Genomic DNA, 19,994 nt, shown 5'->3' with positions numbered 1-19,994 from the left:
CGGTCACCTGCTCGTTTGGCTTCGTCCGGACATTGGATGCCGCCCCAAGGGAAAGGTTCCCAACTTTCTGGCCTCCCCCGGAGGCCTAATCCGTCTCGATCGGCAGCGCCGGATCCCTCGCCCACTCGCCCATCGAGGCATCGTATAGCGTCAGCTTGTCGTAACCGAGCTGCGTCAGCAGCAGCAGGTCGATCGTCGCCGAGATGCCGCCACCGCAATAGCAGATCACATTCTTGTCACGGGTGACGCCTGCCGCAACGAATTTGGCTTCGGCATCGGCGAGCGTCGTCAGCGTCTTGTCGGAACTAGTGAGCGTTGCCGCGGGAACGTTCACGCTGCCGGGAACACGGCCGGGCCGCCCGTAGCGGCTCGGCTCGAGGCCGCGATGAAACTGCGGACCGAGCGCGTTGACGATAACAGTCGCGGGATCGCCGAGCCGCGCCTTCACTGCATTCTTGTCGACGAAGAAACCTGCGCGCGGCGTGGCCTTGAAGGTCGTGGCGGGATAACCCTTCGGCGCGCCTGTTACGATCGGGCGCCCCTCGTCCTTCCATTTGTCGAGGCCGCCATCGAGCACGCGCGCATCGACGCCGAGCGAGCGCAGCATCCACCAGAACCGCGTCGACCACATCATGGTGCCGATGCTGTAGAGCACGACGGACTTGGATGCATCGAGGCCGTGGCGGCCGAAGGCGGCCTCCAACTGGGCCACATCAGGCATCATGAAGAACTGCTGCGCGGAGGCGTCGGAGAACTCGCCTTGCAGGTCGAGAAAATCAGCGCCCGGGATGTGGCCCGCCTCGAACGTCTTGTCGCCGGGCACCGCGTGATAGGGCACATCGCTGCCTGGTGGCACCGGCTCGTTGTAGGTCGTGCAGTCGTAGAGGCGCAGGTTGGGATCGCCGAGCTGGGCTGCGAGTTGCTCGGTGGTGATGAGGGGTGTCGGTTGGGTCATTCACTCCTCCCTCAGCGTCGTCCTGGCGAAAGCCAGGACCCATTGCCACAGGATCAAGTTGTGGCGCACAAGCGTAGCCACCCATCTTCGCAACGAAATGCAGCCGGGGGAATGGGTCCTGGCTTTCGCCAGGACGACACCGGGTGTGCGGGACGTTTGTGTTACCTGCAATCCCTACGCCTTCAACGTCTCCAGAAACCGCACCGGCTCACCTTGCGAGGCCGTCACGAGCTCGCCCTGCCACATCACGCGGCGGCCGCGGATGAAGGTGCCTACGGGCCAGCCGGTGACGCGCAACCCGTCATAGGGGGTCCAGCCGGCCTTGGACGCGACCCATTTGTTGGTGATGGTCTCGCTGCGCTTGAGATCGACGACGGTGAAGTCGGCGTCGTAGCCGGCGGCGATGCGGCCCTTGCAGGCCATGTTGTAGAGGCGCGCGGGGCCGGCGCTGGTGAGATCGACGAAACGCGCCAGCGACAACCGCCCCGCATTGACGTGGTCGAGCATGAGCGGCACCAGCGTCTGCACGCCGGTCATGCCGGAGGGCGAGGCCGGATAGGTCTTCTGCTTCTCTTCGAGCGTATGCGGGGCGTGGTCCGAGCCGAGCACGTCGATGATGCCCTGCTCGATGCCGCGCCAGATCCCGGCGCGGTGATCGGCGCCGCGCACCGGCGGGTTCATCTGCGCCAGCGTGCCGAGCCGCTCGTAGCATTCAGGCGCAACCAGCGTGAGATGATGCGGCGTCGCCTCGCAGGAGGCGACGTCCTTGTGGTCGCGCAAAAATTCGATCTCTTCCTTGGTCGAGATATGCAGCACATGGATGCGCTTGCCCGTCTCGTGCGCGAGCTTCACCAGCCGCTGCGTCGCCATCAGCGCCGCAGTCTCGTCGCGCCACACCGGGTGCGAGCGCGTGTCGCCCTCGATACGCAGCGGCTTGCGCTCGTTGAGGCGGTACTCGTCCTCGGCATGGAACGCGGCGCGGCGGCGGATCACCTGGAAGATGCGGCGCAGGCTTTCGTCATCCTCCACCAAGAGCGCGCCGGTCGAGGAGCCGATGAAGACCTTGACGCCGGCGCAGCCGGGTGCACGCTCCAGCACCGGCAAGTCCTGCACATTCTCGCGGGTGCCGCCGATGAAGAATGCGAAGTCGCAATGCATGCGGTGATGAGCGCGCTTCACCTTGTCGGTGAAGGTGGCCTCGGTCACGGTCAATGGCGAGGTGTTCGGCATCTCGAACACGGCGGTGACGCCGCCCATCACGGCGCTGCGCGAGCCGGTCTCGAGGTCTTCCTTCTGCTCCAGCCCGGGCTCGCGGAAATGCACCTGCGTATCCATCACGCCGGGCAGGATGTGCAGGCCCTTGCAGTCGATCACCTCCGCGGCGGAAGCCTGCGACAGCGCGCCGATCTCGGCAATGCGGCCGTTGACGACGCCGATATCGCGGGCTCCCTCGCCGTCCTGGTTGACGACAGTGCCGCCCTTGAGGATCACGTCGAAACGCTGGGTCATGGCTGAAGGCCTCTCTCGTCCCCAAGCGCAGGGCTTGAGGTCTTGTCGTTTTTGCCTTGCGGGCTTACGTTCCGGAGCAACATGTCGCAAGAGATTTTCGTATGAAATCAGCGTTTCTTCCGGACCGGGGCGTGATCAAGGTCGCGGGCGAGGATGCGCGCAACTTCCTCAATGGCCTCGTCACGACCGATGTCGACAAGCTGAAGCCGGGCTTCGGCCGATTCGGCGCGCTGCTGACGCCGCAGGGCAAGATCATCGTGGATTTTCTGATCACGGAAGCGCCTGCCGGTCATGGCGGCGGGTTCCTGATCGATTGCCCGAAGCCGCTTGCCGACGGCCTCGCCACCAAGCTGAAATTCTACAAGCTGCGGGCCAAGGTCACGGTGGAAAACCTGTCCGAGGATCTCGGCGTGCTCGCGGCCTGGGACGGCAAGCCCGCGGCCCAGCCCGATCTCGCCTTCGCCGATCCACGCAATGAAGACCTCGGCTATCGCATCCTGATCCCTGAAGACCTCAAACAGAAGCTGTCCGATCTGATCGGCGCCGAGCTCGTCGACGCCGCCGCATACGAGGCCCACCGCATCGCGCTCGGCGTGCCGCGCGGCGGGCTCGATTTCACGTACAGCGATGCGTTCCCGCACGAGACCAACATGGACCGCCTTTCCGGCGTCGATTTCGACAAGGGCTGCTATGTCGGCCAGGAGGTCGTCTCGCGCATGCAGCATCGCGGCACTGCGCGCACCCGTAGCGTCAAGGTGCTGCTCGAGGACTCCTCGCCGGAGCCCGGCGTCAGCGTCATGGCCGGCGACAAGCCGGTCGGCACGATGGGCTCGTCGGCGCAGGGCAAGGGTATCGCGCTCGTGCGCATCGACCGCGTCGCCGATGCGCTCGATGCGGGACAGACGTTGACTGCCGGTGGCCTCGCTGTGAGGCTGGCGGAACCTGACATCGTCCGCATTCCAGCCAAGCAGCCCATCGCATGAGCCGCGCCCCTCGCCTGCATGCCGACGGAAAGACGCGGTGCCCCTGGCCCGGCGAAGATCCGCTCTACGTCGCCTATCACGACACCGAATGGGGCGTGCCGGAATATGACGACCGCGCGCTCTACGAGAAGCTGATCCTCGACGGTTTCCAGGCCGGCCTGTCCTGGATCACGATCCTGCGCAAGCGCGACAATTTTCGCAAAGCCTTCGACGATTTCCAGCCGGAAAAGATCGCACGCTACAACGAGAAGAAAGTTCACGCGCTGATGAACGACGCCGGAATCGTGCGCAACAAGGCCAAGATCGACGGCGCGATATCAAGCGCGAAATCCTATCTCGACATCATGGAGAAGGGCCCCGGCTTCTCGAAATTGCTGTGGGACTTCATGGACGGAAGGCCCAAGGTCAATCATTTCAAGACCACCGCGAGCGTGCCGGCCTCGACGCCGCTCTCCATGCAGATCTCCAAGGAGCTGTCCTCGCGCGGCTTCAAGTTCGTCGGCCCGACCATCGTCTATGCCTTCATGGAGGCGACCGGCATGGTCAACGATCATCTCGTCGACTGCCATTGTCACGCGAGCTGCGGCAAGACGCAGCGCAAGCCGCGCCTCAAGTCCAAATGACGGCCAGGAAGTCGTCACGCGATGTGGCGTCCCGCGCCTGGCAGCGCATGCTGTCGGGCCGGCGGCTCGATTTGCTCGATCCCTCCCCGCTCGACATCGAGATCGCCGACGTCGCGCATGGGCTGGCGCGTGTCGCCCGCTGGAACGGCCAGACCATCGGCGCACACATCTTCTCGGTCGCGCAGCATACGCTGCTGGTCGAAACCGTGATGCGGCACGAGAGCCCGCGCGTGGATCAGCGCATGCGGCTTGCCGCGCTGCTGCATGACGCGCCCGAATATGTGATCGGCGACATGATCTCGCCATTCAAGGCCGTGCTCGACGGTCATTACAAGGCGGTCGAGAAACGCCTGCTCGGCGCCATCCACATCCGCTTTGGCCTGCCGCCGGTACTGCCGGAGGAGATCACGCTGGCGATCAAGGCCGCCGATCGCGGCGCGGCCTATCTGGAGGCGACGACGCTCGCCGGCTTCAGCGAGAGCGAGGCCAGGCGCCTGTTCGGCAAGGATCCCGGCCTCTCCGACAACGTCCGGCGCGACTATCTCACCCCCTGGACGGCTGCCCGGGCTGAGAAGCAGTTTCTGGAGCGGTTTGCCGCAGTGTTTGCGTGATCGTTGTCGTGGGTTAGAGTCCTGCAGGGCGGGTAAAGGCGCCCTTGCGCCGTGCCCACCCATTTTTCGCAAATGAGACGAAAGTGGTGGGTGCGCTTCGCTTTGCCCACACCGCCAACGCTCGCTATAATCTGCGGAAAAAGGTCCGCCATGATCCACGTCTGTTCCCTCGCCGCCCTTCCCGAAACCGTCCGCCTCACCAAGGCCAGCCACGTGCTGACCGTGATGGCCAATGTCGAGCAGGTGGCCCGGCCGGTGTCGGTGCTGCCGGCCAACCATCTCAAGGTGTCGATGGACGACATCACCGAGGAGATGGACGGCTTCGTCGCGCCATCGGAAACGCATATCGAGCAGGTGCTGAACTTCGTGCGCGGCTGGGATCGCGACGCGCCGCTGGTGGTGCATTGCTATGCGGGCATCAGCCGCTCCACCGCGAGCGCCTTCGCCGCCGTGTGCGCACTCAATCCGAATCGCGACGAGACCGAGATCGCGAAGAAGATCCGGGCGGCTTCCCCGATCGCCTCGCCGAACCGCCGCATCGTCGGGCTTGCCGACCGTGCGCTGGGGCGCAACGGCCGCATGCTGCGCGCACTCGACGAGATGGGCCCGGGCGCGATGATGGTCGAGGGCCGCCCGTTCGTGATCGAGCTCGAATGATCGTTGCGCACGAAATCGTGGGTGTGCTCCCTCTCCCGCTTGCGGGAGAGGGGTGGGGAGAGGGTATCTCCGCATCGGGACAGTCCCCTCGAGGAGAAAGCCCTCACCCGGCGCTGCGCGCCGACCTCTCCCGCAAGCGGGAGAGGTTACAGCGAGCTCGCAGCGAGACCGGCCCAATCAATTGGCACACCTGTCTCATCACTCACGCGATCGCCGTCGCATGAGCGAAAAGCTGCTGACGCCGATCGAGATCGGCCTGACTGCCGCGATCGTCGCGATCGAGAATCATGAGCCGCTGATCCTCACCGCGCGCGACAGTGACGGGCTGGCCGGCCTGCCGTTCGGCCCGTTCGATGCGCCGAGCCATCGCACCTTCGAGATTGGCCTGCGGGCCTGGGTCGAGGAACAGACGGGCCTGCGGCTCGGCTATGTCGAACAGCTCTACACGTTCGGCGATCGCGGCCGGCATGCCGAGGCCGGCGACACCGGCGCGCACATGGTGTCGATCGGCTATCTCGCACTGACGCGCGCCATCGGCGGCGACCTCGCAGCCACGCGTGCGAGCTTCGCGCCATGGTATCGCTTCCTGCCTTGGGAGGACCGGCGCGAGGGGCCGCCCGCGATCATCGCGAACGACATCATCCCGGCATTGACCGAGTGGGCTGAAGTGGAGACGCCGGAGACGACGCGCGCATTGCCGCGCAAGGATCGGGTGCGGTTCTATTTCGGTCTCGAGGGCGCGGCCTGGGACGAGGAGCGCGTGCTCGACCGCTACGAGCTCCTGTACGAGGCCGGGCTGGTCGAGGAAGCGCGGCGCGACGGCCGTCCTGCGGCATTAGCGCGCAAGGCACCGTCCGCGCTCGGCACATCCATGCGCTTCGACCACCGCCGGATTCTTGCGACAGCGATCGCGCGACTGCGTGCAAAACTGAAGTATCGTCCTGTGGTCTTTGAACTTTTGCCCGCCGAGTTCACACTTACCGAATTGCAGTATACGGTGGAGGCGATCTCCGGCCGACACCTGCACAAACAAAATTTCCGCCGCCTGGTCGAAATGGAAGCCCTGGTCGAACCGACCGGGGTGATGTCGACACAGACGGGCGGACGTCCGGCGGCGCTCTACCGCTTCCGTCGCGACGTGCTCCAGGAGCGGCCCGCGCCGGGCTTGCGCGTACGCTCCCGGCGCTAACCCGAGATATGTGTGATCGGCCCCTGCCCGCCGATTGCCTGGAGGCTTTATGTCTGACGGCCCGTTTGACGTCTTCGCGCTGATCATTGCGGTCATCGCTTTCATCATCGCGATCAAGGCCTCCAGCCAGGCGGCTGAGCTGCGACGACGGCTGAGTTCGCTCGAAGCGACGTTCCACGCGCAACGGCCCGTGCAGCCGCCGCGGATCCCGGCAGATGTGTGGGCTGAAGCGTCCGCGACGACTTCCGCAGCGCCGCCGCCGCTTGTGCCCCAAGCCGAAGCGGAAGCCGAGGCGCCGCCCCCGCCGGTCACGGGGGATGTTTCACCGCCTCCGCTCGCAGCGAGCACCGGGGCCGACGCGACGCCGCCTCTGCCCGCACCCGCGCCCGGCTTCGAGGAACGGCTCGGCACGCGCTGGGTGGTGTGGATCGGCGGCCTTGCGCTCGCGCTCGGCGGCTTCTTCATGGTGCGCTATTCGATCGAGGCCGGCCTGGTCGGCCCCGGCGTGCGCGTGTTCCTTGGCGGCGCATTCGCGCTGGCGCTGCTTGGCGCCGGCGAATGGTCGCGGCGCAAGGAGAGCATCTCCAACATCGGCGCGCTGCCGATCGCCAACATTCCCGCGATCCTCACCGCGGCCGGCACGGCGGTGGCATTTGCGACCATCTACGCGGCTTACGCGCTCTATGGCTTCCTCGTCCCCGCGACCGCCTTCGTGCTGCTCGGCCTCGTCGCGCTCGGCACGCTGGCTGCAGCTCTCTTGCACGGGCCCGCGCTCGCCGGCCTCGGCGTGGTCGGCGCGTTCGTGACGCCGCTCCTCGTCTCCAGCGGCAAGCCGGACTATTGGGCGCTCTATATCTATCTCGCCATCGTCACCGCCGCGAGCTTCGGCCTCGCGCGTATCCGACTGTGGCGCTGGCTTGCGGTCACCACGATCGCCTTCGCCGTACTCTGGATCTTTCCGGGTCTCGATACCGGCGACTTGCAGGTTGCGCCGCACGCTTTCCATGTGATCGCAGGCTTCGTTCTTGCCGCTCTTCTCGTCGTCTGCGGCTTCATGTTCGGCCCGACGATCGAGGACGGTGAGATCGAGCCGGTCTCGTCGGGCTCGCTCGGTGCCTATCTGTTCGGCGCGATGCTGATCGTGCTGTCGAGCGCGCATGCGGACCTGGCGCTGATCGCCTTCGCGGTGCTCGTCGGCGCGACGTTGCTCGTCGCCTGGCGCGCGCCGGCGGCCACCGGCGCGCTCGGCGCAGCCGCCGCGACCGTCTTCGTCGTATTCGCCGAATGGGCGGTGCGCGCCAATCCCGACATGCTGGTGCTGCCGGGCGGCCCCATCGCCGGCATCGCACCGACGGCGATCGACAGCGCGGTGACGCTGCATCTGGTGATGGCGGCGATCTTCGCCGCCGGCTTCGGCATCGCGGGCTTCCTCGCGCAGGGCCGTTCGAACTCGGCGATCATTCCGGTGGTGTGGTCGGTCGCGGGTGTCGCGACGCCGATCGCGATCCTGGTCGCGCTCTACGCACGCATCGCGCATCTCGACCGCTCGATTCCGTTCGCCATCCTCGCGGTGCTGCTCGCCGCCGCCTTTGGCGCTGCGACCGAAGCGCTTGCGCGCCGCGAGACCCGGCCGGGCGCCATGATCTCCACGGCCTTGTTCGCGACCGGCACGCTCGGTGCGCTGGCGCTGGCGCTGACATTTGCCCTGGAGAAGGGCTGGCTCACGATCGCACTGGCGCTGATGTCGCTCGGCACCGCCTGGATCTCGATGCAGCGGCCGATCCCGTTCCTGCGCTGGCTGGCCGCGATCTTCGCAGGCCTCGTCACCGCTCGGATCGGCTATGATCCGCGCATCGTCGGCGACGCCGTCGGCACCACGCCGATCTTCAACTGGCTGTTGTGGGGCTACGGCCTGCCGGCGGCATCGTTCTGGGCGGCGAGCCTGTTCCTGCGCCGCCGCGCCGACGACGCGCCGCTGCGCATGGTCGAGAGCGCCGCGATCTTGTTCACCGCGCTGCTCGCCTTCATGGAGATCCGCCATTTTGCGACCGGCGGTAACATGACGGATGCACCGTCGCTGCTCGAATGCGCGCTGCAGGTCTGCGTCATGCTCGCCATGGCGATTGGGCTCGAGCGCCTGAGGCTGCGCAGCCGCAGCGTCGTGCACAATGTCGGCGCGGTCGTGCTCACGGCAATCGGCGGGCTCATCAGCGTGTTCGGCCTCTTGATCCTGGAGAACCCGCTGCTGTGGCGCACCGACATCGGCGGCGCCGTGTTCAACCTGCTGCTGCTCGGCTACGCGCTGCCGGCGGTGCTGATGCTGCTGCTGTCCTATGCCGTGGCTGGCGAGCGCGGCAAGGCCTACGCCAACACGATTGCGGGCGGCGCGCTCTTGTTCGCGCTGACCTATGTCACGCTGGAGATCCGCCGCTTCTATCACGGCCCGATTCTCTCCGCCGGGGCGACCACGGGCGCCGAGCAATACACCTATTCGATCGGCTGGCTCGGCTTCGGCGTGGTGCTGCTCGGCGTCGGCATTCTCGTCAATTCCGAGCGGGCGCGGTTGGCGTCGGCCGTCGTGATCGCGCTGACGATCCTGAAGGCTTTCGTCATCGACATGTCGACGCTGACGGGCGTCTACCGCGCGCTGTCATTCATGTGCCTCGGCATCGTGCTGGTCGCGATCGGCTGGCTCTACCAGCGCATCCTGTTCCGGCGGCAGGTCGCACCGCCGCCGGCTCCGCAGACGAGCATTTGAGGGTCACGCCGCGCGAACCGATTCCAGGAACTGCGCGACCTCGACCTTGAGCCGGGTGCTGTCGGTCGCCAGCGATTTCGCCGCCGACAGCACCTCGGTCGAAGCCTCACCGGTCTCGATCGCACCGCGCTGCACGTTGGTGATGTTCGACGAGACCTCCTGCGTGCCGACCGAGGCCTGCTGCACGTTGCGCGAAATTTCCTGCGTCGCCGCGCCCTGCTCCTCGACGGCGGCGGCGATGGCCGCAGCCACCTCGGACAGCCGCTCGATGGTGCCGCCGATCTCCTGGATCGCACTGACCGATTCCTGCGTCGCCGCCTGGATGCCGGACACCTGCGCCCCGATCTCACCGGTCGCTTTCGCGGTCTGCTCCGCCAGCGCCTTGACCTCCGAGGCGACGACCGCGAATCCGCGGCCCGCTTCGCCCGCACGCGCGGCCTCGATGGTCGCGTTCAGCGCCAGCAGATTGGTCTGGCCCGCGATGGTGTTGATGAGTTCGACGACGTCGCCGATGCGGGACGCCGCCTGCGACAGCGCGTTGACGCGGTCGTTGGTCCGGCTCGCCTGCTCGACGGCCTCCGCCGCCATCCGCGCCGAATCCTGCACGCGGCGGCTGATCTCGGTGATGGAGGACGACAGCTCCTCCGAAGCGGATGCCACCGCCTGGACGTTGGTCGAGGCTTCCTCGGAGGCGGCTGCAACGACGGTCGCGAGTTCCTGTCCGCGCTGCGCGGTGTTGGTCAGCGTCGAGGCGGAGGCCTCGAGCTCGGTCGAGGCCGAGGACACGGTCCCGACGACCTCGCCGATCATGGCTTCGAATTTGCGGGTGATGGCGTCGACACGGCGGCCGCGTTCGATCTTGGCTTCGGCGTCGCGCGCAGCGGCCTCGTCGGCCGCCTTCTTGGCGATCAGCGCCTCTTTGAAGATCTGCAGCGCATCCGCCATCGAGCCGATCTCAGTCTTCTCGCCGCGATGCGGCACCTCGGCCGAAAGGTCGCCCTCCCCGAGCGACTGCATCGGGCGGATGATCGAGGCAATGCCACGAGAAACGTCGCGCACGAGATAATAGGCCGCGCCGATCGCGATCACGACCGAGAGCACGATGATGCCGACCAGCACGCGGAAGATCATGGCGTAGCTGTCGGCGGCCTGCTTGGTCTCCAACTCGGCGCCGCGGTTGTTCATCTCGATGCCCTTCTGGAGCAGCGGGTCGGCGGCCTGGGCCATCTTCGCGACCTTGGTCTGCAGCAGCTCGTTGGCGTCGGCCGGGAAACGGCCAACGCCCTTGCGCGACAACGCCATCACGTCCTGCACGCCGTTCAGATACTCGGCCCACGCCGTGCTCCATTGCCCATAGAGCGAGCGCTCCTCGGCGGAGGTGATCAGCGGCTCGTAGACCTTGCGGGTCTGGTCGATGCGCGCGCGCAGCGAAGCCAAGCGCTTTTCGGCGGCGTCCTTGCCCTCAACGCTGTCCTGCATCAGATGCAGACGGAGCGCGACGCGCAGCTCGTTGATGTCGGCCCGAAGCGAGCCGAGCGCGCGCACGCTGGGCAGCCAGCTCTCCGCAATCTCGACCGTATGGGAATTGATGTTCTGCATGGTGCCGATCGCCGTCACGCCGACACCGGCGAGCGAAAGGACGAGGACCGACAGCACGGCCAGAAGCTTGAAGACGATGGACAATTTCGACATCACGACAAATCCCGATGTTACCTGGCAAAGCGCAAATCACCTGCGCCGCAAATCGCCATGAAGATGACGAGACGGAGGTCAGTTCAACAATGCTGGCTGGTTCTTATCCCGAGAGATTGCACACATAGTCGCAAGCAGGCGTTAACAGGGACCTACGTAAAATTACGGGACACTTCCGACAGACGCTATTTCTCCTGCAACCATCTGTTGCAGCTCACAGCCACCTCATGCTGCCACGCGCAGCCTGCCCGCTTGCGCCGCAGCATGCGACCGACGCGGCGGCTGTCACGCCGCCCGTACCGATTCCAGGAAGCGCGCAACCTCGCTCTTCAGCCGGTTGCTCTCCTGCGACAGCGATTGCGCTGCCGAATGCACCTGCGCCGAGGCAGCCCCCGTTTCGCCTGCGCCGCGCTGGACGTGGCCGATATTCGCCGAGACTTCCGAGGTGCCATTCGCGGCGTGCTGGATGTTGCGGGAGATCTCCTGTGTGGCAGCGCCCTGCTCCTCGACCGCGGCGGCGATGGTCGACGAGATCTCCGACATCCGCGCGATGGTGTCGCCGATCTCCTTGATCGCCCCAACCGAGTCTTGCGTTGCGGTCTGGATCGCACCGATGTGCTGGCTGATCTCTCCGGTCGCTTTCGCAGTCTGCTCGGCGAGCGCCTTCACTTCGGTCGCGACCACGGCAAAACCCTTGCCGGCCTCGCCCGCCCGTGCCGCTTCGATCGTGGCGTTGAGCGCCAGCAAATTGGTCTGGCTGGCGATGGTGTTGATCAGCTCGACCACATCGCCAATGCGGGAGGCGGCCTTGGTCAGCTCGGCGACGCGCGCATTGGTGCGCTGGGCCTGCTCGACCGCGACATCGGCGACACGCGCCGATTCCTGCACCTGACGGCTGATCTCGGAGATCGAGGAGGTCATTTCCTCGCTCGCCGAAGACACCGACTGCACGTTCGCGGAGGCCTCTTCGGAGGCGGCTGCCACGACGGTGGCAAGCCCGTTGCCGCGCTCGGCGGCCTGCGTCAGCGTGTTCGAGGACGCCTCGAGCTCGGTTGCAGCCGACGAAACGGTATCGATGATCTCGCCGACCGCGCCTTCGAAATTATCGGCGAGCCGATGCATGTCGGCCTTGCGCTGCTGGCGCCCGCGCGCATCGGCTTCGATCTGCTCGGTGCGCAGCCGCTCGGCCTCTGCCATATTGGTCCTGAACACCTCGACGGCACCGGCCATCTCGCCGATCTCGTCCCTGCGCCCGATGCCGGGAACGGAAATCGAGAGCTCGCCGCGCGCAAGCCGCGTCATCGCCCCGACCATGCCGGCAAGCGCCTTCGAGATCGAACGCCCCAGAAGGAAGCCGACTGCGGCGAGCACGACGACCGTGACGCCGAAGGCGACGGCCATCCACAGACGCACGGAATCGCGGGTCGCAGCCTCTGCAGTTTCGGCCTTCCTGTAGAGGTCTTCGACTGTGTTGCGCACCTCGATCATGCCTGGTTCCAGCCCACGGAAGGTTTTCATCATGCTGGCGTCGAGGGCAGCAGTTTGCTGCGCGGTCTCCACCCAGGCCGCGAACTCGGACTGGTATTTCTGCAGCTTGGCTGTGATGTCATTCATCACGGCCGTAGGGACTGCGACGACCTCGATCGCCTTGGAGAATTCGGCTGCGGCCTTCTTCATCTCGACGGTGTATTTTTGGTCGCGCCGCAGCATGAAGTCCTTCTCGTGCCGGCGCATCATCAGCATCCAGCTCGTGGACCTGGGATCGTCGATCTCCTTGAGCTTGGCCTCGATGTCGTGCACCGCGGCGCGGAGCGAGCCGGACAGGCCCAGCGTCTCGTTCAGGCCGAGCCGGGTCTCCGCGGCCACCAATTTGCCGAAGTCCGAGGCGTATCGCTTGAAGTCGTCCTGGGCCTGCTTCATCCGGTCGGACAGCGCGCTCATGCCGCCGGCCGCCATCAGCCGCTCGACCTCCTCGAAATCGCGGTTGATCGGCCCGATCAACTCCGCGTGGGCCTTGGCGTAGCTCTCCTTGCGGCGCTGCTGGAAGTTCTTCTCGTTGCGGCGCGCCTCCAGCATCTCGATCGAGAGCTGCTTGTCGAGGTCGGCAATCGCACGAGCGCGGTTGGCAACGTTGCGGGAGGTGTCCTGGGAGAGACTGCCGATCTCATAGATCGCGCCAAAGGCCACGAGACCCAACAATCCGAACAGTCCGATCGCCATGACCTTGTGGGTGAGGCGAATGGAAGGGCCACTCATGGGATGTGCTCCAATACGATCGATACGCAATGCAAGGAGGGCGACTCGGCACCCGGAATATTGCGGAGATCATGACTGCATCGGTTTTCCGGAAGGTTAACCCTACGCGATCTTCCTCGCGGCGCCGCAATATGCACGCGCGCAAACGCCCCGCTGCTACGCGCGGCGGTTGCAGCTCTCTCAGGACATGCGCCCGTCACGCCGCGCGCACGGTGTCGAGGAAATTGCCGACCTCGAGCTTGAGGCGATTGCTGTCGCCCGACAGCGACTGAGCCGCCGCCAGCACCTGCGATGACGCCGAGCCGGTCTCGCCCGCCCCGCGCTGCACATCGGTGATGTTGGCCGAGACCTGGTGGGTGCCTTCCGCCGCCTGTTGCACGTTGCGGGAGATTTCCTGTGTCGCCGCACCCTGCTCTTCCACGGCAGCCGCGATGGTGGAGGAAATCTCCGAGAGCTTCTCGATAGTGCCGCTGATGTCCTTGATTGCGCCGACCGAATGCTCGGTCGCGGTCTGGATGCTGGCGATCTGCTGCCCGATCTCGCCGGTGGCCTTCGCGGTCTGTTCGGCGAGTGCCTTGACCTCGGCGGCGACGACCGCAAAGCCGCGACCGGCTTCGCCGGCGCGCGCGGCCTCGATGGTCGCGTTGAGCGCCAGGAGATTGGTCTGACCTGCGATGGTGTTGATCAGCTCGACCACGTCGCCGATCCGCGTCGCCGCCCTGGACAATTCGCTGACACGCTCGGTGGTGACACGCGCCTGGCCGACAGCTTCGTTGGCCACGCGGGCCGATTCCTGCACCTGCCTGCTGATCTCGGTGATAGAGGACGACAGCTCCTCGGTCGCCGACGCCACCGCCTGCACGTTGGTGGACGCCTCCTCGGAGGCTGCAGCAACCATGGTCGTGAGCTGCTGCCCACGCTCCGCGGTCGATGTGAGCGTCGACGCCGAGGCTTCGAGCTCGGTCGCTGCCGAGGACACGGTATCGACGATCTCCCCGATCGCGGCTTCGAAGCCGTCGGCCAGCTTCCGCATCTCCACCTTGCGCTGCTCGGCTGCCCGCTTCTCGGCCGCAGCGTGATCGCCGCGCATGCGTTCGACTTCGAGGCCGTTTTGCTTGAAGACTTCAACGGTCCGCGCCATCTCGCCGACCTCGTCACCTCGGCGGGTGCCTGGCACGACCGTCGTGAAGTCGCCCTTGGCGAGCCCACCCATCGCAACCGAAATGGCTGAAAGCGGGTTGAGAATCCGGCCAAAGGTGATCCAGAAACTGAGGCCAGCGAGCATCACCGAGGCGCAGAGCAACACGACCGTGAAAGCGAAATTACGGGTGCTGACGTCTGCCTGCATCGTGGCTTCGCGGTCAGCGGCCGCGCCAATGGCTTCACCGAGCTTCAGCACCGCATTGATGCCGGCAGTGGCCCGCGTGAAGTACTCGGGTCCCGTGATCTTGTAGTCCCCGGCTTCGCCACCGGCGAGCACAAGCGCCCGCGTTTCACCGTAGGCGCCAAAATAGGATTTCTCGACCTCCGTCATCGCCTCGCCGATCTGCAGGGCGAGGTCCGAGCGCAGCCGCACCGGCAATACCGTGTCCCATGCGAGTTCGACCTTGGCCCGCAGCGCCGAAAGGCGCTCATAGCCCTCCGTCCCGAGCTTCGCGCGCGCACCGACGACACCGGCCAGCAGGGCCCGCTCCCTTCCGGCGTTCTCGGCCATCTGAGCTGTCAGATGTCGCAAGCCGATGAGCTGCGCCAGCCTTGCCACGGGCGGGCTGGTGAGCGTTTCGAGCGTCAGCCGCAAGCGGTTGCTCGCGACGTCGATCACCTCCGTAATTGTTGGCACGAAGCCATCTACGAGGTCAGGCTCGCGTTGGACGCGCGGGCGCGACATTCCCGCATCGGCCTTCTCACGCAAGAGACGCAGCGCCTCGAATTTCGCCGCGGCGTCCGCAATCTGTCTTTGCCCCGCCGTCATTTCGGGAATCGCGCTGATATCGAGGATGGCTTGGCGAAAGGCCTCGTCGGCCGTCGCGCGCGCCTTTGCGATTTCGGCGCGGCGCTCGGCGCTGACGACATCAGGAGACTTCAGCACGGCGTTGGTCAGCCCGCGTTCAATCGCCCAATGTCCTGCGCTGCGCAGCAGCAGTTGGGCAACTGCATTGACCTTCAGGAAAGCCTCGGACTCTCGCCGCTTGAGGACGGCCTCATAGGCGATGAATCCGGCCGAGGCCAACCCTAGCAAGACCAGGGCAGAGATGATGATCGGCAAGATCGTGCCGATCCGGACATGTCCGAGCCGACTCCACGCGCCGGCGGCCCGAGTTCGGGCCTGCTGATGATGAGCAGGGCTCAACATGCTACGTTTCCCCCCAAAGGAAACACGCAGCCAAGTCCTTGCCGGCTGCATGGACGTTGATCGCCCTTGCCGGAGAATCTAGTCCTCGAGTTTCGCGTTCTGGTTAACGGGAGGGTTCGGAGAAATACTGAGATTTCAGCCCAAATAGTTGAAATGGAAGAGGTAATTTCGCGAGCAAGTTGTAAATTTCAGCTTGAGGTCGCCGCTGTTGGTTTTTGCAGCCGACGTTCGTCGAAATCATGCGCGAGACGTTCGCGGCGACGATCAGGATGCAAAAACGCCCCGCCTGAGGAGGCAGGCGTCTTCCCGAACTGTCTGGAACGAGGTTCTTAGGCGGCGCGCACGGTGTCGAGGAATTTCCCGACCTCGAGTTTGAGGCGGTTGCTGTCGCTCGACAGCGACTGTGCCGCTGCCAGCACCTGCGACGATGCCGAGCCGGTTTCGCCCGCGCCGCGCTGCACGTCGGTGATGTTGGACGAGACCTGATGGGTGCCTTCCGCCGCCTGCTGCACGTTGCGGGAAATCTCCTGCGTCGCCGCGCCCTGCTCCTCGACGGCCGCGGCGATCGTGGACGATATCTCGGACAGCTTTTCAATGGTGTTGCTGATGGCGCTGATCGCGCTGACCGAGTCCTGCGTTGCCGCCTGAATGCCGGAAATCTGCTGACCGATCTCGCCGGTCGCCTTCGCGGTCTGCTCCGCGAGCGCCTTCACTTCGGAAGCCACCACGGCAAAGCCGCGACCGGCCTCCCCGGCGCGCGCTGCCTCGATGGTGGCATTGAGCGCCAGCAGGTTGGTCTGGCCGGCGATGGTGTTGATCAGCTCGACCACGTCGCCAATGCGAGCCGCCGCCTTGGACAATTCGCCGACCCGGTCGGTCGTGGTGCGGGCCTGGGTAACCGCCTCGCTCGCGACCCGCGCCGATTCCTGCACTTGGCGGCTGATCTCGGTGATCGAGGACGACAGCTCTTCGGTCGCAGAGGCAACCGACTGCACGTTGGTCGACGCCTCCTCGGAGGCCGCAGCCACCACTATCGTCAGTTCCTGTGCCCGCTCCGCCGTCGAGGTCAGCGTCGAGGCCGAAGCCTCGAGCTCCGTCGCGGCCGAGGAGACGGTATCGACGATCTCGCCGACGGCGCCTTCGAAACTGTCGGCAAGCCTGCGCATATCGGCCTTGCGCTGCTCGGCCGCCATCTGGTCCTGCCGCATCTTGGCTTCCGCTTCCTCGCGCGCCTTCTGCTCCGACACGATCTTGAATTTCTCGACAGCCGCGGCGACGCCGCCAACCTCGTCCTTGCGGCCGAGACCCGGCAGGACGACAGAGAAGTCACCAGCAGCGAGCTTGTCCATGGCAACCGTGAGCGCGCGGATCGGCCGCGCGATGGTCAGGAAGGACATCAGCCACGAACCGATGAGGACGAGCACGGCGCACGCGCCGACCACCATGCCGAGACGCTCGCTCGTGGCCATCTCCTGTTGCGCTGCAGCGATTTCTTCCTCGCTTTTATGCTTGGCGAAATCGGCAATCTCGCTGGTCAAATTATCCAGTTGCGTAGCGAGCGGCAGCGTCACCTCACGGACATGGCGCGCGCCTTCCTCGGAAATCTTGGCGGCGCGGGCGGGGTCCGTGGCCGCCACGGCCATGGCCTCGCTGCGAACGGAGGCGTTCTGCTGCGCACCCTTGAGGTAATCGGCGGACGTAGACTTGAGCTTCTCCATCCGCGCGCGATTTTCCGCGGAGTGCGTCAACCTAAGCATGGAATCGACGACGCCGTTCAGCGCTTTCGACCGCTCCAGCAGAAGCTCGCTCGCCTTTTGCAAGTCGCCCTGATTGTTGGCGAGACGCATGTCTCGAACAGCGAGCTGCATGCCGCGTATCCCAAGCTTGGCTTCGGTGGCCTCGCGGACCAATTCCTGCTGCGCAATCGCTGCTTGGTTGGAATGACGCACGGTGTTGTTGCCGATGACCTGGCTCGCGATCATCGCGCCGACCAGAATAACGCCGAACGCCGAAGCGAGCGCGAGCTTGGTACCGATTTGCAGATTCTGGATGAGTTTCGACATGGGCGCGTTTCCCGGGGATTACGCGGCCAAGTCATTGTCGGCCGCCCTCGGCGTTGATCGCCCTTGCCTAAAAACTGAGCTTCAGGTGTGGTTATCCGGTTAACGACCGCCCCCGGACAAATACCGGACTCGCTAGAAATCCCTTGAAAAACGGCACGGTCCGCGCGCTTAACAGGTTAACCACACGCGGCGGTAGGGTGCTCGATTTCTAGCCAGTGCGACCAAGGGCCTTCTGGCTCTCGCCGATCAGGCTGATCCGGAACACCGGCTCCTTGTTCTCGTCTAGCAGCTCCATGCGCCATTCCGCGTTCTGCTTCAAGCTGCGCGAGATGCCGCCGAGCAAATTGGCACAGACTTCGGTCATCTCGGCCCAAGCCGCAGCGCGATCCTCGAACTCATAGGGCTGGTCGGCAGCACCGGAATAGCGGCCGGTGCTGATACGGAAGAAGTACAGCGACATCGTTGAACCCTTTGATCGGGCCGCGCCCCCCGGCCGTACGCAAACTGAGACGCGAACAGCTACCAACGCATGAAAGCCGCCGTCCGTATGACTACGGCGCGGCGGCTTCGTGTTTGATGGCAGCTCTCAACGAAAAAGTGCGCGGAGTGTCCCGCGCAGCCAACTCACTGGGTCGAGCGGCGCAGCTCCAGCGGGGCGTCGTCCCTTGCGGACTCCGATTTGGCTTGCGGCTTTACCGGCTCGAGCCGGCTGCTCTCGACGCGCGGGGTCTCGACACGCGCGGCGACTTCGGTGTTGGTCGCGCCGACCGAACCCGTGTGTTCCGAGGTGCGCAGCGAGCGCGGCCGCGCGACGGCCCGCGCCATCAGCATCTGGTTGCCGCCTTGGTGATGGAAGTCGCAATAGGCGAAGCCCATTCCCGATACCGAGCCGCGGAAACTGCGATCGTCGGTCTTTTCAAGGTTGAAACAGGGCTCGAACGGAATACCCTTGATCGAGGCGCAGACGTTCTGGCCGCGGATCTGAAGGGTGTTGCCGGGCAGGCGGAGATGTTTCACCGGACCTGCACCCGAGAACTGCACAGCGCCGGCGGCGCCGAGGTCGTCCATGATGCGGCCCGCGCCGCGGGTGCCGTCAAAGCAGGTGAAAGCAAACACCTTCCCGGCGACGAAGCGGCGCGCCTCATCGGCGTTCATGCTTCCAGCAATGGCCGGCGCAATCGTCGCTACCGCCGTGACCGCCCCCAACACAATACGCGCAAGCATGCTCAACTCCGAACCAACCCCGCAGCGGGCTATGCCTTATCTCTTTACCCGCTGCTTACCATACTAACCATGGCGACATTGAAGCAGCATGGTTGGTAAAGTCTGAACGCTGTTAGACAATTTTTACCACGGTGCGACCGCGGACCTGGCCGGCCAGGATTTTCGCGCCCCATTCCGGCACGTCGGAAAGCGGAATTTCGTGAGTAATTTCAGCTAGTTTCGTCCGATCCAGATCGGACGCCAGGCGTTGCCAGGCGGCTTTCCGCGGCTCGATCGGGCACATCACGGAATCGATGCCGAGAAGGCACACCCCGCGCAAAATGAAAGGTGCGACGGAAGACGGCAGGTCCATGCCGCCGGCCAAGCCGCAGGCGGCGATCGCGCCGCCATACTTCGTCATCGACAGCAGGTTTGCGAGCGTGGTCGAGCCGACGCTATCGACACCACCCGCCCAGCGCTCCTTGGCAATGGGCTTGGCGGCCGCCGACAATTCGTTGCGGTCGATCACCTCAGTCGCGCCGATCTCTTTCAGATAGTCCGCTTCGGACGCACGGCCCGTGGACGCGATGACGTGATATCCGAGCTTCGAGAGCACGGCGGTCGCAACCGAGCCGACGCCGCCCGCCGCGCCCGTCACCACGACCGGACCGCTGTTTGGCGACAGTCCGTGCTTCTCCAGCGCCAGCACGGACAGCATCGCAGTGAAGCCGGCGGTGCCGATCGCCATGGCGTCGCGCGCCGACAGGCCCTGTGGAAGAGCGACCAGCCAGTCGCCTTTCACCCGCGCCTTCTCGGCATAGGCGCCGAGATGGGTTTCGCCCATGCCCCAGCCGGTGCAGACGACCTTGTCGCCCGCCCTCCATTGCGGATGCGAGGACTGCTCGACCGTACCGGCGAAATCGATGCCGGCAATCATCGGGAAGCGGCGCACCACCGGCGCCTTGCCGGTGAGCGCAAGGCCGTCCTTGTAGTTCAACGTCGACCATTCCACGCGGACGGTGACGTCGCCCTCCATCAGCTCGGCTTCGTCGAACTGCGTGAGCTGCGCGGTGGTGCCCTTGTCCGCCTTGTCGATCCGGATCGCCTTGAACGTCGCCACAGCAAAACTCCCTGACTTGTTT

15 protein-coding genes are annotated in these 19,994 nt (G+C 65.4%); 6 read left to right on the top strand and 9 right to left on the bottom strand.

What is annotated here, in order from left to right; genetic code table 11:
* Positions 1-85 precede the first annotated feature (85 nt).
* Positions 86-955, bottom strand: a complete 870-nt coding sequence (locus BRA471DRAFT_RS11320) for a sulfurtransferase (RefSeq protein ID WP_007607214.1) — start codon at positions 953-955, stop codon at positions 86-88.
* Positions 956-1,129: 174 nt separating this feature from the next.
* The gene (locus tag BRA471DRAFT_RS11315; protein ID WP_007607213.1) at positions 1,130-2,464 is read right to left on the bottom strand and encodes a dihydroorotase; all 1,335 of its coding nucleotides are present in this window, start codon (positions 2,462-2,464) and stop codon (positions 1,130-1,132) included.
* 101 nt (positions 2,465-2,565) lie between these two features.
* Here BRA471DRAFT_RS11315 and BRA471DRAFT_RS11310 point away from each other — a divergent pair, with 101 nt between their 5' ends.
* The 6 genes from BRA471DRAFT_RS11310 (at position 2,566) to BRA471DRAFT_RS11285 (ending at position 9,285) form a co-directional block, all read left to right on the top strand.
* Complete coding sequence (locus tag BRA471DRAFT_RS11310) at positions 2,566-3,447, top strand: folate-binding protein YgfZ (RefSeq protein ID WP_007607211.1); 882 nt, start codon at positions 2,566-2,568, stop codon at positions 3,445-3,447.
* Positions 3,444-4,070: a DNA-3-methyladenine glycosylase I gene (locus BRA471DRAFT_RS11305; RefSeq protein WP_007607210.1), complete on the top strand. Its 627-nt coding sequence runs from the start codon at positions 3,444-3,446 to the stop codon at positions 4,068-4,070. Before BRA471DRAFT_RS11310 ends, BRA471DRAFT_RS11305 begins: the two co-directional genes overlap by 4 nt.
* Positions 4,067-4,681 carry a YfbR-like 5'-deoxynucleotidase gene (locus BRA471DRAFT_RS11300; protein ID WP_007607208.1) on the top strand — a complete coding sequence of 205 codons (615 nt, stop codon included), beginning with the start codon at positions 4,067-4,069 and terminating at the stop codon, positions 4,679-4,681. The genes BRA471DRAFT_RS11305 and BRA471DRAFT_RS11300 overlap by 4 nt, the downstream gene beginning before the upstream one ends.
* 150 nt (positions 4,682-4,831) lie before the next feature.
* A complete protein-coding gene (locus tag BRA471DRAFT_RS11295) occupies positions 4,832-5,338 on the top strand; it encodes a tyrosine phosphatase family protein (RefSeq protein WP_007607206.1) in 507 nt (168 codons plus the stop codon).
* A 220-nt stretch (positions 5,339-5,558) separates the two neighbouring features.
* Positions 5,559-6,527, top strand: a complete 969-nt coding sequence (locus BRA471DRAFT_RS11290) for a hypothetical protein (protein ID WP_007607203.1) — start codon at positions 5,559-5,561, stop codon at positions 6,525-6,527.
* Between the two features lie 49 nt (positions 6,528-6,576).
* Positions 6,577-9,285 carry a DUF2339 domain-containing protein gene (locus BRA471DRAFT_RS11285; RefSeq protein WP_007607201.1) on the top strand — a complete coding sequence of 903 codons (2,709 nt, stop codon included), beginning with the start codon at positions 6,577-6,579 and terminating at the stop codon, positions 9,283-9,285.
* Between the two features lie 3 nt (positions 9,286-9,288).
* Here the strand turns inward: BRA471DRAFT_RS11285 and BRA471DRAFT_RS11280 are convergent, their stop codons facing one another.
* The 7 genes from BRA471DRAFT_RS11280 to BRA471DRAFT_RS11250 all read right to left on the bottom strand — a co-directional run bounded on the left by BRA471DRAFT_RS11280 (position 9,289) and on the right by BRA471DRAFT_RS11250 (position 19,972).
* Positions 9,289-10,977 (bottom strand): methyl-accepting chemotaxis protein, encoded by a 1,689-nt coding sequence (locus BRA471DRAFT_RS11280; RefSeq protein ID WP_007607199.1) that lies wholly within the window; start codon positions 10,975-10,977, stop codon positions 9,289-9,291.
* A 285-nt stretch (positions 10,978-11,262) separates the two neighbouring features.
* Positions 11,263-13,233, bottom strand: a complete 1,971-nt coding sequence (locus tag BRA471DRAFT_RS11275; RefSeq protein WP_007607197.1) for a methyl-accepting chemotaxis protein — start codon at positions 13,231-13,233, stop codon at positions 11,263-11,265.
* Positions 13,234-13,429: 196 nt separating this feature from the next.
* Positions 13,430-15,586 carry a methyl-accepting chemotaxis protein gene (locus BRA471DRAFT_RS11270; protein WP_007607194.1) on the bottom strand — a complete coding sequence of 719 codons (2,157 nt, stop codon included), beginning with the start codon at positions 15,584-15,586 and terminating at the stop codon, positions 13,430-13,432.
* Positions 15,587-15,915: 329 nt separating this feature from the next.
* Positions 15,916-17,649, bottom strand: a complete 1,734-nt coding sequence (locus BRA471DRAFT_RS11265; protein WP_007607191.1) for a methyl-accepting chemotaxis protein — start codon at positions 17,647-17,649, stop codon at positions 15,916-15,918.
* Positions 17,650-17,857: 208 nt separating this feature from the next.
* The gene (locus BRA471DRAFT_RS11260) at positions 17,858-18,109 is read right to left on the bottom strand and encodes a hypothetical protein (RefSeq protein ID WP_007607190.1); all 252 of its coding nucleotides are present in this window, start codon (positions 18,107-18,109) and stop codon (positions 17,858-17,860) included.
* A 164-nt stretch (positions 18,110-18,273) separates the two neighbouring features.
* On the bottom strand, positions 18,274-18,873 hold the full coding sequence (locus BRA471DRAFT_RS11255; RefSeq protein ID WP_007607188.1) for a hypothetical protein: 600 nt from the start codon (positions 18,871-18,873) through the stop codon (positions 18,274-18,276).
* A gap of 112 nt (positions 18,874-18,985) precedes the next feature.
* Complete coding sequence (locus BRA471DRAFT_RS11250; RefSeq protein WP_007607187.1) at positions 18,986-19,972, bottom strand: MDR family oxidoreductase; 987 nt, start codon at positions 19,970-19,972, stop codon at positions 18,986-18,988.
* Between the last annotated feature and the right edge of the window lie 22 nt (positions 19,973-19,994).

Origin of the sequence: Bradyrhizobium sp. WSM471 (assembly GCF_000244915.1) — a bacterium.
In the GTDB taxonomy this organism is placed as follows: domain Bacteria; phylum Pseudomonadota; class Alphaproteobacteria; order Rhizobiales; family Xanthobacteraceae; genus Bradyrhizobium.
The sequence above is the reverse complement of the archived record's forward strand: the minus strand, read 5'-3'. Positions and strand labels throughout refer to the sequence as shown.

What these genes read in the sequence shown, in the direction of transcription:
- BRA471DRAFT_RS11320 (WP_007607214.1), bottom strand. Translation starts at nt 955, where the DNA reads ATGACCCAACCGACACCCCTCATCACCACCGAGCAACTCGCAGCCCAG.
- BRA471DRAFT_RS11315 (WP_007607213.1), bottom strand. Translation starts at nt 2,464, where the DNA reads ATGACCCAGCGTTTCGACGTGATCCTCAAGGGCGGCACTGTCGTCAAC.
- BRA471DRAFT_RS11310 (WP_007607211.1), top strand. Translation starts at nt 2,566, where the DNA reads ATGAAATCAGCGTTTCTTCCGGACCGGGGCGTGATCAAGGTCGCGGGC.
- BRA471DRAFT_RS11305 (WP_007607210.1), top strand. Translation starts at nt 3,444, where the DNA reads ATGAGCCGCGCCCCTCGCCTGCATGCCGACGGAAAGACGCGGTGCCCC.
- BRA471DRAFT_RS11300 (WP_007607208.1), top strand. Translation starts at nt 4,067, where the DNA reads ATGACGGCCAGGAAGTCGTCACGCGATGTGGCGTCCCGCGCCTGGCAG.
- BRA471DRAFT_RS11295 (WP_007607206.1), top strand. Translation starts at nt 4,832, where the DNA reads ATGATCCACGTCTGTTCCCTCGCCGCCCTTCCCGAAACCGTCCGCCTC.
- BRA471DRAFT_RS11290 (WP_007607203.1), top strand. Translation starts at nt 5,559, where the DNA reads ATGAGCGAAAAGCTGCTGACGCCGATCGAGATCGGCCTGACTGCCGCG.
- BRA471DRAFT_RS11285 (WP_007607201.1), top strand. Translation starts at nt 6,577, where the DNA reads ATGTCTGACGGCCCGTTTGACGTCTTCGCGCTGATCATTGCGGTCATC.
- BRA471DRAFT_RS11280 (WP_007607199.1), bottom strand. Translation starts at nt 10,977, where the DNA reads ATGTCGAAATTGTCCATCGTCTTCAAGCTTCTGGCCGTGCTGTCGGTC.
- BRA471DRAFT_RS11275 (WP_007607197.1), bottom strand. Translation starts at nt 13,233, where the DNA reads ATGAGTGGCCCTTCCATTCGCCTCACCCACAAGGTCATGGCGATCGGA.
- BRA471DRAFT_RS11270 (WP_007607194.1), bottom strand. Translation starts at nt 15,586, where the DNA reads ATGTTGAGCCCTGCTCATCATCAGCAGGCCCGAACTCGGGCCGCCGGC.
- BRA471DRAFT_RS11265 (WP_007607191.1), bottom strand. Translation starts at nt 17,649, where the DNA reads ATGTCGAAACTCATCCAGAATCTGCAAATCGGTACCAAGCTCGCGCTC.
- BRA471DRAFT_RS11260 (WP_007607190.1), bottom strand. Translation starts at nt 18,109, where the DNA reads ATGTCGCTGTACTTCTTCCGTATCAGCACCGGCCGCTATTCCGGTGCT.
- BRA471DRAFT_RS11255 (WP_007607188.1), bottom strand. Translation starts at nt 18,873, where the DNA reads ATGCTTGCGCGTATTGTGTTGGGGGCGGTCACGGCGGTAGCGACGATT.